Consider the following 12,831-nt stretch of genomic DNA (forward strand, 5'->3'; position numbering starts at 1 on the left):
CGCACCGTTCGGGCTGCCCAGTCCGGAGGCGCCCGCGTTCCCCTTTGCGACCAGGCGCGCCGAAAGAGATGCCAGTGGCTCAGCCTGACGTGTGTCTGGGGCCACAAAGGCACGTGCGACACGGAAACCGCCGCCCGCCCTGCTCCGACCACACGCGGCCCTCGTCACCCGCCCGGATGGCTGCTGTCCTTCCGCCCGGCCTCCGGTTGGTCATACGCTGAACGGCGTGAGCGTCGTGAAGATCAATGCCATCGAGGTTCCCGAGGGCGCCGGCCCCGAGCTGGAGAAGCGGTTCGCCAACCGGCTGCACGCCGTGGACGGCCAGCCCGGCTTCGAGTCGTTCGAGCTGCTGCGCCCGGTGGCCGGCGACAACCGGTACTTCGTCGTGACGCACTGGGACAGCGAGGAGTCCTTCCAGGCGTGGCTCAAGGGCCCGGCCATGGAGGCACACGCCGGAGAGCGTGCCCGTCCCGTGGCCTCCGGCGCGTCCCTGCTGGAGTTCGAGGTCGTCCACCGTTCGGTCGCGGGCGGCTCCTGACCGCTCTGACCGCCACCAGCCCGGCCAGCCCGACCAGCCCGCCGCCAGCTGGCCGGCCGGGGCCACGCCGGGTGGGAACGCACGTCCGGTCGGCGGGTCGCCGCGCCGCGCGGGGCGCGGCGACCCGCCGTCGGATCAGGCGGGCACCGCCGCCACGGCCTTCCTGATCAGGTCGGCCACCTCGGCCGGATGCGAGAACATCACCAGGTGCGAGGAGTCGACCTCGATCGTGTCGGCTCCCGCCCGCTGGTAACCGAAACGCTGTACCTCCGGGTTGATGGTGTGGTCCGCGGTGGCGACGAGCCCCCACGCCGGGGTGGTCTGCCAACCGGCCGCGGGCGCCTTCTCTCCGAAGGCCGCCGCGGACAGCGGCCGCTGCGACACGGCGAGCACCGCGGCGGCGGCCGGATCGACGTCGTGCGCGAAGACCGCCGGGAACCGCTCGACGTCGACCGTCAGATCGACGCCACCGGGAAACGGTGTGGCGATCAGCGCCGGGCCCAGGTCGGAGTCGGGGAATCGGCCCTGGAGCTCGCCGAGGTCCTCACCCTGCGCGGGGACGAAACCGGCGAGATAGACCAGCGCCTGAACGTTCGGGGCCGCTCCGGCCACGGTGGCCACCGCGCAGCCGTACGAGTGGCCGACGAGGACCACGGGGCCGTCGATCGCCGCGAGGACCGACCCGACGTACTCGGCGTCACCGACCAGCGAGCGGTTCGGCACTGCCGGTGCCACCACGCGCAGGCCGTCGGCGAGCAGCTCGGGTACCACCCGGGCGAAGCTGGACGCGTCGGCGAACGCACCGTGGACGAGGACGACAGTGGGCTGCGGCATGCTCTTCGGGCTCCCCTGATCGGTGGTGTGAGGGCCGAGTACACCACCGGTTAGTTGACGATGTGTGTAGTACCACTGTTCCCGCGACCGGGCCTCGCGCCGCACGCCAGGCGCCGCCGCCGCGGTCCGCTCTCCGTGGCCACCGCACGCTCCCCGGTTCGGAATCCGCCGGATCGGTCGCCGGCGGCATGTGAGCCTTTTCCCCTCTCACCGGCCACGGCCAGGGATCCGTGAGTCCGCGTCGGCGACGGAAAAGACCTCATCCACTGGACGTCCACTTCCCGTCAAGAGCGGGTCCCTAATGTGGCCCGAAGCAAGCGGGCGCACCCGGGTGGTGGTTCGTTGCCGCGGATCCATCCTGCCAACGGCTCCGCGGCGGCCGGAGTCGGCCGACGGCCAATAGTCAGTGGCCGAACGGCGCACCAGGGAGGACCGGGCGAGGGTTTTCGCGCTCCGCAATCGCGGTCACGAGCCACAAACGACAGGTAGCCGGCCATCGGCCATGGGCTATGTGCCATGCGGAATGCCCGAGGGAGCAGTGATGTTCGAGCGGCTGGGGCGGACGGTGTTCCGTCGCCGGTGGTGGGTGCTCGGCCTGGCCGGGGCATTCTTCGTGTTCGGCGGTGTCTGGGGCACCCAGGTGTTCGGCGAGCTGACCACGAGCGGCTTCGACGACCCGGCCAGTGAGAGCTCCCGGGCCGTCGAACGCGCCGAGGCCGCACTCGGGCGGACCGGCAACGACCTCGTCGTGCTCTACCGCAGCACGAGCATGACGGTCGACGACCCGGCGTACCAGCAGGCCGTGACCGAGAAGCTGGACGCGCTCCCCCGTGACGCCGTCACCAGGACGATCACCTACTGGGGCGTGCACAGCCCGGCTCTGGTCAGCCACGACCGGCGGGCGACCTACGCGGTCCTGACGCTGGCCGGCGACGAGCAGCAGCGCATCGACCGGCTGGAGGAGATCGAGGACGACCTGGCCGCGCCCGGCCTGCAGACCCAGCTCGGCGGGATCACGGCGGTCAACCGCGACATCGGGGAGCGGGTGGCGGCGGACATCGCCCGGGCCGAGATGCTCTCCATTCCGGTGCTCCTCGTGCTGATGGTGGTCGTCTTCGGCGGTGCCGTCGCGGCGGGCCTGCCGCTCGTGATCGGCGGCCTGGCCATTCTCGGGGCGTTCACCGCACTGCGCGGGCTGAGCCATCTGACCGAGGTCTCGGTCTTCTCCGTGAACCTGGTGACGATTCTCGGGCTGGGTCTGGCGATCGACTACGGCCTTTTCATGGTCAGCCGGTTCCGGGAGGAGATCGCCCGTGGGCTGAATGTCGAGGACGCGGTCGTCCGTACTGTGGCCACCGCCGGCCACACTGTCGCGGTCTCCGGCGTCACCGTCGCGGTGTCGCTGGCCGGGCTGCTGATCTTCCCGATGTCGTTCCTGCGCTCGATGGGGTTCGGCGGCCTGGCCGCCGTCGTGGTCGCGATGCTGGGGGCACTGACCGTGCTGCCGGCGCTGCTCGGCGTCCTCGGCTCCCGGGTGGACGCGCTCGCCGTGCTGCGCAGACGGCGCCCGGCACGCTCGTCTCCCACGGAGGGCCCGTCTCCGGAGGGCCCGTCCCACGCCGCGGGGCCGAATTCCGCGGTGGGCGAGGTCGAGCACGGGTTCTGGTATCGGCTCGCGCACAGCATCATGCGCCGACCGGTTCTGTACGCGGCCGGCGTGCTCGCGGTCCTGCTGCTGGCCGGCTCGCCGTTCCTGCGGGTCGAGTTCGGCGGCATCGACCCGCGGGTGCTCCCGGCGGGCACCGAGAGCCGCGTGGTCTCCGAGACGTCCGACCGGGAGTTCGTCCAGAACAGCCAGCTGCCGATCGAGGCGATCGTGACGTCCCCCGACCAGGCCGCGCTGGAGCGCTACGTCGCCACGGTCAGCGACGTCGACGGGGTCACCGCGGCCGCGGTCACCGCGACGTCCGGTGAAGTCGCCCGGGTCACCGTGAACTACGCGGGTGACCCGATCTCCGCGCAGGCCCGGGACCTGGTGAGCCGCATCCGGGACGTCCCGGTGCCGCCCGGTGGCTCGGTGCTGGTGGGCGGTTTCACGGCGGAGCTGGCCGACCAGCTGCACACGACCGGGCACCTGCTGCCGTGGATGGCACTGATCATCGTCGGCGCGACGTTCGTCCTGCTGTTCCTCGCGTTCGGCTCGGTCGTTCTGCCGATCAAGGCGATCGTGATGAACGTCCTGTCGCTCGGCGCCTCGTTCGGCGCGCTGGTGCTGATCTTCCAGGACGGCCATCTGTCGGGCCTGCTGGACTTCACCTCCACCGGGACGCTCGAGGCCACCCAGCCGATTCTCGTGCTGGCCATCGTGTTCGGGCTGTCGACGGACTACGAGGTGTTCCTGATGTCCCGGATCCGCGAGGCATATGACCGCACCGGTGACAACACGACCGCGGTCGCGATCGGGCTGCAGCGCAGCGGGCGGATCATCACCAGTGCCGCGATCCTCATCCTGGTCGTGATCGGACTGTTCTCGATCTCCGGCATCACGTTCATCAAGCTGATCGGCGTGGCGATGATCATCGCCATCGTGGTGGACGCGACGATCGTCCGGGCACTGCTCGTACCCGCCACCATGCGCCTGCTCGGCAACACGAACTGGTGGGCGCCCGCGCCGCTGCGGCGTTTCTACGCCCGGCACGGCCTCCACGAGGCACCCGACGACTCGTATCCGCTGCCTGCCCCGCATCCCGCGCCGGCCAGCCCGCAATCCGACGCCGTGGCGTAATTGCCCGGACCTCGTCCGCAGAATATTAGGATTTCATGGAGGACGCCGGTCGCGGCGTTCATCCCTTCGGGAATGGGAACTCCGCGTGGCAGTACGGCCGTCCTCCGGTGGGCAGCTGTGTCTTCAGATCCTCGGCCCGCTGCGGATCTGGCGCGGTGGCGTCGAGCTGGACGCCGGCCCCCGGCAGCAGGCGTACCTGCTCGCGCTGCTCCTCGTCCGCGCCGGCCGGCCGATCAGCACCAGTGAGCTGATCGACCTGATCTGGGGCGACGACATCCCGGCCTCGGCCGTGAACATCCTCCAGAAGTACGTCGGTACGCTGCGGCGCCTGCTGGAACCCGCGCTGCCCACCCGCGGAGCCGGGTCGTACCTGCTGCGCCACGGTGGCGGCTACCTGTTCGCGGCCGGCCCCGGCATCCTGGACGCCGCCGCGTTCCGGGAGCTCGTCGAGACGGCGCGGGCAGGCCTCGCCCAGCAGCACCACGACGTGGCGCTCGACCGCTACCTGGAGGCGCTGGCGCTCTGGCACGGCCCCGCGGGTGGCGGGCTGGCGCACGGTTCGGGCGCCATGCCCGTGTTCGCGGCGCTGGACGGCGAGTTCTTCGACGCGTGCGTGGCGGCGGCCGAGCTCGCGGTGGCCCGCGACCAGCCCGCGCGGGTCCTGCCGCCGCTGCGGCTGGCGGCGGGGATGGCGCCACTGCACGAACCCGTCCAGGCGAGTCTCATCCGTGCGCTGGCTGCCGCCGGCCAGCAGGCGGCGGCACTGTCGGTGTTCGAGACGGTCCGGTCCCGGCTCGCCGAGGATCTCGGCATCGATCCGGGACCGGCCTTGCGGGCCGCGCAGCTGGAGGTCCTAGGCCAGCCGCTGCCGGTCGCCGCCGCCACCAGCGCAGGCACCGCAAGCGGCGCAGGCACCGACGGTCCCGCGGGGGCGGCGGGGCCGGGGGCGGGCCGAGCGGCGGCAGCACATCCATCGGCAGCGGATGCGGCACCGACGGCACCGACGGCACCGCAAGCGGCGACGGATTCGGCGACGCCGGCATCGGCCGAGCCGCCCGCACTGGTCGGCCGCACCGTGCCGGCATTCGTCGAGCAGCCACGGCCGGCTGTCATCGGAGCACCCGGGACGCCGTCCTCCGACAGCCTGATCGGTCGCGCCGAGGAACTCACGGTGCTGCGCCACGCGGTCGACTCGGCGTTCACCGGGGACGCGGGGCTCGTCCTCGTCGAAGGTGAGCCGGGCGCGGGCAAGACCTGTCTGCTGGAGCACGGCAGCTCCGAGGCGAGTCGGCGTGGTGCGCTCGTCGTCTGGGGCCGCTGCCTCGAAGGCGACGGGACGCCCTCCATGTGGCCGTGGGTACAGGCGGTCGGCACACTGCTCGGCGAGCTGCCCCCCACGGCGCGGGACGAATGGCTGGCGAGCGAGCTGGGCCGTCTGGTGGAACGCCGCAGTGCCAGCCCCGCGGTGCCGCTCCCACCGGACGCACCGTACTCACCTGATGCACCGTTCGCACCGGATGCAACGTTCCCACCTGATGCGCCGACCATGTCGGACACCGTGGTGCTGCCCAACAGCGGCGCCCAGTTCCGGCTGTTCGAGCGAGCTGTCGCGCTCGTCAGCCAGGCCGCGGCGCGGCGGCCGGTGGTGATCGTCGTCGACGACCTGCAGTGGGCCGACCTCGCCTCGCTTCAGATGTTCAGCCACCTCGCCGCCCGGATGCCGCACGGCAGCGCGATCCTGGGGGCGCTGCGGGACCGCGCGCCCGTACCCGGCTCCGAGCTGGCCCGGTTGCTGGCCGCGGCCAGCCGACTCCCCCAGCACCGCCGCATCCGCCTCGGCCCGTTCAATCCGGCCGAGGTCGCCGAGCTCGTCCGGATCGAGACCGGCCAGACCCCGGGCACCGATGTCACCCACAGCATCCACACCCGTACCGCGGGCAACCCGTTCTTCGTCCGGGAACTGTCCCGGCTGCTCGCCGACGGCGGGGATCTCACCGAGGAGGCCGCGGCCCGGGCCGCCGTGCCGTCCAGTGTCCGCGACATCGTCCGTGACCGGATGGCCGGCCTCGACACCGACACCCGGGACCTGCTGCAGCTCGCCGCGCTGATCGGGCGGGACGTCGACCTCGGCCTGCTCACCCGCGCGGCCGACCTCGACGTCCAGACCTGCATCGACCGGCTCGAACCCCTGGAGGCACTCGGCCTGCTCGAACACCAGCCCGCGGACCCGTTCTCGTACCGCTTCGCCCACGACCTGGTCCGCGAGTCGGTCGTCCGGACGACGACCCCGCCGCGCGCCACCCGGCTGCACCTGCGCATCGCCGACGCGTTGGAATGCTCCGGCGCGGACAGCGAGTCCATCGCCGAACGGCTCGCCCATCACCTGTGGGCCGCCGGCCCGCTCGCCGACCCGGCGCGTACCGCCGACGCGCTGGAACGCGCCGGCCGACGCGCCGCGGCCAAGTCCGCGTTCGACGCCGCGGCGCGACAGCTGGTGTCAGCCGCCCGGGTGGCGCGGACGGCGAGTCTGGCGGAGCTGGAACTGTCCGCGCTGTCGCAGCTCACCGCGGCGGTGGGGATGCAGTCCGGGTACGTCGGCTCCGCGGCGGACCTGCTGGAGCGCGCCGAGTACCTGGCACGCCTGCTCGGCCGGGAGCGGGAGGCGGCCGACTTCCTCTTCTCCCGATGGGCCGCGAACTCGCAGGGCATCCAGCTCGACCGCGGCGGCCGGCTGGCCCGCCAGCTGCTCGAGGAGGGCGAGATGTCCGCCGACCCCGTGATCCGCGCCTACGGTCGGCACGCGTGGGGCATCCACCAGTGGGACGTGGGCAACATCGGCGAGGCGGTGCGGTACCTGGGCCAGTCCAGCTCGACCAGGTCCGACGGTGCCGCTGCCGACGGTGCCGCTGCCGACGGCGCGGCCGCCGGTTGCGCCGCCGCCGACGGCGCCGCTTCGCCGCAGCGCGAGGAGGATCCGCTCCGGCACGACCTGCAGCTGCTCTCGCCGGTGATGTTCGCGCTGAACACCGCGCTGCACGGGGACGTCGAGCAGGCACGGCACCTGTTCGACAGACTGGAGTCCGCCGCGGGCGACGACCCCTACGCGATCACGGTCTGGGCCGCCTTCGCCGTCACCGCGGCGGCGCTTGCCGGCGACCCGCCCTGGGCACTGCGCGCGGCGGAGCGGGGAATCGCGGTGGACCCGGAGTTCTCCTACCTCTTCCTCGGCAGCTACCAGCGGCTGGCTCGCTGCTGGGCGCGGGCCGTGACCGGCCATGACCCGGTCAGCGCGGCGAGCGAGGCACGCGAGGCACAGCGGATCATCGACGCGGCGCTGCTCGACCCTCCGCGCTCGGGCCTGGCCACCTGGTACGGGCTGCTCGCCGAGATGTGGCTGGCGGCCGGGCTGCTGGCCGAGACCACCACCGCCCTCGACCGGGCCGAGCAGGTTCTCGACGCCTACGGCCAGCGCTACCCCGAGAGCCTGATCCTGCTGGTGCGAGCACAGCTGATGCAGGCATGCGACGAGCCCGCGGCCGACGTCCGGGCCATCGCCGAGCGTGCTCGCGCGCTGGCCGTCGAACGCGAGGCCCACCTGTTCGCCCGCCGCGCCGACGAACTGCTCGCCGGCCTGCCGCGGACGCCAGCCGGAACCTGATCGACACCGCGGACCCCAGGTCCTACTCGGCAGCGGCGGCAGCCTGAGGATCCGAGGATCTGAGGATTCTGGTCGTTCCGGCGACCACGGTCCTCAGGTCCTGCCAGGCAGCAACCGAGAGCGCACGGCCCAGATGTGAAATCCCAGCCCGATTCCCCAGGCCACGATCGACCAAAGCGGCCAGAAAAAGATGTCGGGGGTTAGAAGCGCCCACAGAACGACCTGCGCCAGAACAACCACGACATAGGAGATGACATGACTCCAAAGGCCCCACTTGACGGCCGCCGCACTCTTGTTCGCCTTCATTGAAGCAGACTAGGTCAATGCACTTGATGAGAAGTTGACAGCCCCGCTCATACCCGCGCCAAAAAACACCCGAGCCTGTTCAGTGCCCGTCAAGTATCCCGCCCTAGGCTGGCCGTCGGTCGCGACCAGGCAAAGCGGACGCGGTCGAGATCGACATACATCGACGGTTCCAGATTGAAGGATCTTCATTGACGACGGCAACTCGCCGGACGCTGCTGGCCGGATCGGCCGCTGTCGCGACCGGCTCCGCATTCGCGGCCGGCTCGGTCCTCACTGCCAGCTCGGCACTCGCAGCGCCCGCCGCGCAGGCCCACACCCGCGGCGACGGCGGGCAGAAGCCCACCGTGGTCCTCGTACACGGCGCGTTCGCCGACGCCTCCGGCTGGAACGATGTCGCCACCCGGCTGATCCGCGACGGCTACCCGGTCATCGCCCCGCCGAACCCGCTGCGCGGCGTGGCCACCGACTCCGCCTACCTGGCCAGCATCCTGGCCACCCTCGGGGGCCCGCTCGTCGTCGCCGCGCACTCCTACGGCGGGATCCTCGCCACGAACGCCGCGACCGGCAACGCGAACGTGAAAGCGCTGGTCTACGTGGCCGCGTTCGCCCCCGACCAGGGCGAGACGCTGCTGGGCCTGCAGACGAAGTACCCCGGGAGCCGGCTCGACGAGTCCGCACTGGACTTCCGTCCCCACGGTGACGGCGTCGACGGGTACATCAGGAAGGAGGTCTTCCGGGACGTGTTCGCCGGCGACGTGCCGAAGGCGACCACCGACCTGATGTGGGCCGGCCAGCGGCCCGGTGACCTACGCACGCTGCAGGAGCCGTCCGGCGCCCCGGCCTGGCGGAGCATTCCCTCCTGGTACCTCGTCGCCCGCGACGACAGGGTGCTGCCCGCCGCGGCGCAGCGGTTCATGGCCCAGCGGGCCGGTGCGCGCACCGTCGAGGTCGGTGCCTCGCACGTCGCGATGATCGCGCAGCCCGCCGCGACGGCCGACCTCATCAGACGCGCCGCCGCGCGCTGACGCGCCCGCCGAGCCCGATCCCATGCATCAACGCGCCTACGAAGCTCAGTGCACTGCCGAGGAGAATCGGCGCACCCCCGAGAGCCCATCCGTCGGCAATCCGAGGCTGGCATTGTTCGCGCTGGCGCTGGGCACCTTCGCGATCGGCACCGGCGAGTTCGGCAGCAATGGCGTCATCCAGTTGTTCGCCGCCGACCTGGACGTGTCGATTCCGGCCGCGACCTATGCGATCACCGCCTACGCCGTCGGGGTGATCATCGGTTCGCCGCTGATCACCCTGCTCGCCGCCCGGGCCAACCGGCGCACTCTCCTGCTCGGCCTGATCGCGCTTTTCCTGGTCGGTAACGGGCTTTCCGCGGTCGCACCGAACATCGCGCTGCTCGTCCTCTTCCGGTTCGTCGCCGGCAGCGTGCAGGGTGCGTTCTTCGGTGCCGGGGCGGTCGTCGCCGCCTACGTGTACGGCCCGGGCCGCGGCGGCAAAGCGTTCGCGACCGTGATGGGCGGGCTCACCGTCGCCACCATCGCCGGGTCGCCGCTGGGCACCCTCGTCGGCCAGCACGCCGGCTGGCGGGCCCTGTACTGGGCGGTGGTCGCCGTCGGCCTGCTCGCCGGCACCGCCCTGGTCGCCTGGCTGCCCCGCACGGACGACCTGCGCGGCGGCTCCGTCGCGGACGAGCTGGCCGGCCTGCGCCGCCTCAACGTCTGGCTGATGGTCACCGTCGCGGCGCTGGGTATCTCCAGCATCTTCGCGGTCTACACGTTCATCGGCCCGTTCGTCACCGACGCGGCGCGACGCGACGATTCCCTCATCCCGGTCGCACTGGCGATCTTCGGTCTCGGCATGGCCGTCGGCAACAACCTCGGCGGACGCATCGCGGACCGTTACGAGAACCGCGGCCTGCTCTGGGGCTACGGCGGTGTCCTGGTCTTCCTGACCCTGATCGGCGTGGCCGGCGACGACCTGGTCGTCCTGCTGCCATGCCTGTTCGGCGTCGGCGCCACCATGATGGCCGCGATCCCCACCGTCCAGGTCCGGCTGACCAGCTTCGCGCCGGATGCCCCGACGCTGATGGGTGCGCTCAACCTGGCCGCCCTCAACCTGGCCAACTCGCTCGGCGCGATCGGCGGCGCGGTAGCCCTCGACGCCGGCTGGGGAACCCTCTCCACGGTCTGGGCCGGTTTCGTGCTCACCACGGCCGGGCTGTTCCTGTACGCCGCGACCGTCGCTCGGGCGAAGCCGGTACCGGTCCCCCGTTCCGCCTGAGCCTGCTCCAGCTCCACTCACCCCTGCGCCCTGCGCGCCCTGCGCCCCGGCTGTCGGCAGCCGGGGCGCTTCCGCGCGCTCCCGCCATCGCGTAGACAGACGACTGGGTCAACTATATTCTTCCGTCCGACGGCGGCCGGCATCACGCCGCCGGGATTCTTCGGCCCCACCGGGCCACAGGCCCACCAGGCCGATCGGTCTGACGGACAAGGAGCGGAGAATGGTTGACGACTTAGCCCGCGACGGTGGGTCCGTCGAAGGCGGCACCGTCGGCGTCGCGGCGGCCTCGGGTGGCGCCTGTGGCGGAAGCATCGTCGAACTGATGACCATCGACGTCGCGAGGGATCCGAAGCCGACGTACCAGGCTCTGCGGGACGCCGGTCGGGCCCGACGGACGGTCGGCATGTTCGGCTCGGCGGTCATCGCCTCCGGGCGGCAGGCGGTCGACGAGATCTTCAGGTATCCGGAGGTCTACTCCTCCGCGGCGCATGCCGGCCGCCTCGGCAATGTGCGGCCACTCATCCCGATCGAGTACGACCCGCCTGAGCAGCGCAAGTACCGCAAGCTCATCAATCCGATCTTCACCCCGCAGGCGATCGAACGGTGGGAGGAGCCGGTCCGGAAACTCGTCCACGACCTCATCGACGGTTTCGCCGGCGCCGAGGAGATCGACTTCTCCCGGCAGTTCTCGATTCCGCTGCCGTCCCAGATCTTCCTCACCCTGCTGGGGCTGCCGCTCGACGACCTCCCGACGTTCCTCCGGCTCAAGGACGGCATCGTCCGCCCGGCCGTGCTGCTCGGCCTGCCGGTGAACCATCCGGACGTCGCCGCGCTCAAGGCGAGGACCGCGCAGGAGATCTACGCCTACTACGACGAGGTGCTCGACGAGCGGGAGCGGGAACCCCGGGACGACCTCCTGAGCCATCTGATCTCGACCGAGATCGACGGGGAGACGCTGACCCGCGAGGAGCTCCTCGACATCTGCTTCCTGTTCCTGACCGCCGGCCTCGACACCGTCTCCGCGTCGCTCGACACGTTCATGGCCTACCTCGCGGAGAACCCCGAGCGCCGCGCCGAGGTCGTCGCCGACCCCGGCAACATCGACAAGGTCGTCGAGGAGTTGCTGCGCTGGGAATCCCCGGTCATGCTCGTCTCCCGGGTCGCCATGGCTGACACCGATCTCGTCGGCTGCCCGGTGCACCGGGGCGACGAGGTCTACGTGTACCTCGGCTCGGCGAATCTCGACGAGGAGGAGCTCGCCGACGCCGGCGAGGTCCGGTTCGACCGCACGACCAACCGCCACATCGCCTTCGGTGGCGGGGTACACCGCTGCCTCGGCTCCCATCTGGCCCGCATGGAGCTGCGCGTCGTGCTCCGTGAATGGCATGCACGTATCCCGCACTACCGGATCAGGCCGGGAGCCCGACTCGATTTCACGCCGGGTGTCCGGTCCATCGGCTCCTTCCCGATGCTGCTGGGAAAGGGCGACGACTGAGCCTTTTCCATCGTCTACTCCGGGCGGGTGGCCACAGCGCTCGACAAACGTGAGACGGAAAAGGCTCGCTGAAGACGGTGCCGCCGTCCGAAACTCTCCCGCCACTGGCCTGTGAGGAGGATTCACCATGTCAGAGGGCGCCACATTGCAGGGAAAGGTCGCGATCGTCACCGGCGCGGCTGGTGGTATCGGCAAGGCCTACGCGAAGGGGCTGGCCGAGGCCGGTGCCGCCGTGGTCCTGGCCGACATCAATCTCGACAGCGCCGAGACGGCCGCGAAGGAACTGGCCGCGGCCGGGCATCGGGCGTTCGCGGTGCGGGCCGACGTCGCCGACGAGGCGAGCGTGAACGCCATGGCGGCCGCGGCGGCGGAGCGCTTCGGGTCCGTGGACATCCTGGTGAACAACGCGGCGCTGATGGCCGAGGTCGTCGGCCGGGGAACGCTCACCACGATGCCGCTGGACCTGTGGGAGCGCACGATGGCGGTGAACCTCACCGGCCCGCTGCTGTGCGTCCGCGCGGTGCTGCCCCACATGAAGGAACGGGGCTACGGGAAGATCGTGAACCAGTCGTCGGGCGGTGCGTTCATGGGGGCGAACGCCTACGGCATCTCCAAGCTGGGCGTGGTCAGCATGACCCTGTCGTTGGCCCGTGAGCTCGCGCCGTTCGGCATCCGGGTGAACGCCATCGCGCCGGGCTACGTCAACACCGAGGCCGGCGCGATCGTCGCACCGCCGGCAGTGCGGGCGGTGATCGAGAAGTCGATCCCGTTCCCGTTCGGCGACCCCGAGGAGCTGGTCCCCGGCCTCCTCTACCTCGTCGGCCCCGGCAGCGACTGGGTGACCGGTCACACCCTCAACATCGACGGCGGCTGGATCCCCCGCACCTGACGCATTCGACCGCGCCTGCAACCGCACCCGTGTCCGC

The 12,831-nt window shown here is 71.3% G+C and carries 9 protein-coding genes; 7 read left to right on the plus strand and 2 right to left on the minus strand.

Going from position 1 to position 12,831, the window contains the following annotated elements:
- The first annotated feature begins 226 nt into the window (after nucleotides 1-226).
- Complete coding sequence (locus ACG83_RS29025) at nucleotides 227-538, plus strand: antibiotic biosynthesis monooxygenase (RefSeq protein ID WP_193209843.1); 312 nt, start codon at nucleotides 227-229, stop codon at nucleotides 536-538.
- Between the two features lie 135 nt (nucleotides 539-673).
- Here the strand turns inward: ACG83_RS29025 and ACG83_RS29030 are convergent, their stop codons facing one another.
- Nucleotides 674-1,372 (minus strand): alpha/beta fold hydrolase, encoded by a 699-nt coding sequence (locus tag ACG83_RS29030; RefSeq protein ID WP_054569423.1) that lies wholly within the window; start codon nucleotides 1,370-1,372, stop codon nucleotides 674-676.
- Between the two features lie 541 nt (nucleotides 1,373-1,913).
- Here ACG83_RS29030 and ACG83_RS29035 point away from each other — a divergent pair.
- Nucleotides 1,914-4,157, plus strand: coding sequence for an MMPL family transporter (locus tag ACG83_RS29035; protein ID WP_054569424.1), 2,244 nt, complete (start codon nucleotides 1,914-1,916; stop codon nucleotides 4,155-4,157).
- A gap of 85 nt (nucleotides 4,158-4,242) precedes the next feature.
- Nucleotides 4,243-7,815, plus strand: a complete 3,573-nt coding sequence (locus ACG83_RS29040) for a BTAD domain-containing putative transcriptional regulator (protein WP_054569425.1) — start codon at nucleotides 4,243-4,245, stop codon at nucleotides 7,813-7,815.
- A 93-nt stretch (nucleotides 7,816-7,908) separates the two neighbouring features.
- Here the strand turns inward: ACG83_RS29040 and ACG83_RS43020 are convergent, their stop codons facing one another.
- Complete coding sequence (locus ACG83_RS43020) at nucleotides 7,909-8,121, minus strand: 2TM domain-containing protein (RefSeq protein ID WP_083473646.1); 213 nt, start codon at nucleotides 8,119-8,121, stop codon at nucleotides 7,909-7,911.
- Between the two features lie 188 nt (nucleotides 8,122-8,309).
- Between ACG83_RS43020 and ACG83_RS29045 the strand changes: the two genes are divergently transcribed.
- The 4 genes from ACG83_RS29045 to ACG83_RS29060 all read left to right on the plus strand — a co-directional run bounded on the left by ACG83_RS29045 (nucleotide 8,310) and on the right by ACG83_RS29060 (nucleotide 12,794).
- Nucleotides 8,310-9,146 (plus strand): alpha/beta fold hydrolase, encoded by an 837-nt coding sequence (locus tag ACG83_RS29045; RefSeq protein WP_076827060.1) that lies wholly within the window; start codon nucleotides 8,310-8,312, stop codon nucleotides 9,144-9,146.
- A 22-nt stretch (nucleotides 9,147-9,168) separates the two neighbouring features.
- Entirely contained in the window at nucleotides 9,169-10,410 is a 1,242-nt protein-coding gene (locus tag ACG83_RS29050) for an MFS transporter (RefSeq protein ID WP_054569426.1), read from the plus strand.
- Nucleotides 10,411-10,630: 220 nt separating this feature from the next.
- Nucleotides 10,631-11,905, plus strand: coding sequence for a cytochrome P450 (locus tag ACG83_RS29055; protein ID WP_083473647.1), 1,275 nt, complete (start codon nucleotides 10,631-10,633; stop codon nucleotides 11,903-11,905).
- Between the two features lie 127 nt (nucleotides 11,906-12,032).
- Nucleotides 12,033-12,794, plus strand: coding sequence for an SDR family oxidoreductase (locus ACG83_RS29060; protein ID WP_054569427.1), 762 nt, complete (start codon nucleotides 12,033-12,035; stop codon nucleotides 12,792-12,794).
- Nucleotides 12,795-12,831: the final 37 nt, after the last annotated feature.

The organism is Frankia sp. R43 (assembly GCF_001306465.1).
GTDB lineage: Bacteria > Actinomycetota > Actinomycetes > Frankiales > Frankiaceae > Parafrankia > Parafrankia irregularis.

Excerpts from the sequence above, each read along its gene's own strand:
- ACG83_RS29035 (WP_054569424.1), top strand. The coding sequence starts at position 1,914 with ATGTTCGAGCGGCTGGGGCGGACGGTGTTCCGTCGCCGGTGGTGGGTG.
- ACG83_RS29060 (WP_054569427.1), top strand. The coding sequence starts at position 12,033 with ATGTCAGAGGGCGCCACATTGCAGGGAAAGGTCGCGATCGTCACCGGC.
- ACG83_RS29055 (WP_083473647.1), top strand. The coding sequence starts at position 10,631 with ATGGTTGACGACTTAGCCCGCGACGGTGGGTCCGTCGAAGGCGGCACC.
- ACG83_RS29030 (WP_054569423.1), bottom strand. The coding sequence starts at position 1,372 with ATGCCGCAGCCCACTGTCGTCCTCGTCCACGGTGCGTTCGCCGACGCG.
- ACG83_RS29050 (WP_054569426.1), top strand. The coding sequence starts at position 9,169 with ATGCATCAACGCGCCTACGAAGCTCAGTGCACTGCCGAGGAGAATCGG.
- ACG83_RS43020 (WP_083473646.1), bottom strand. The coding sequence starts at position 8,121 with ATGAAGGCGAACAAGAGTGCGGCGGCCGTCAAGTGGGGCCTTTGGAGT.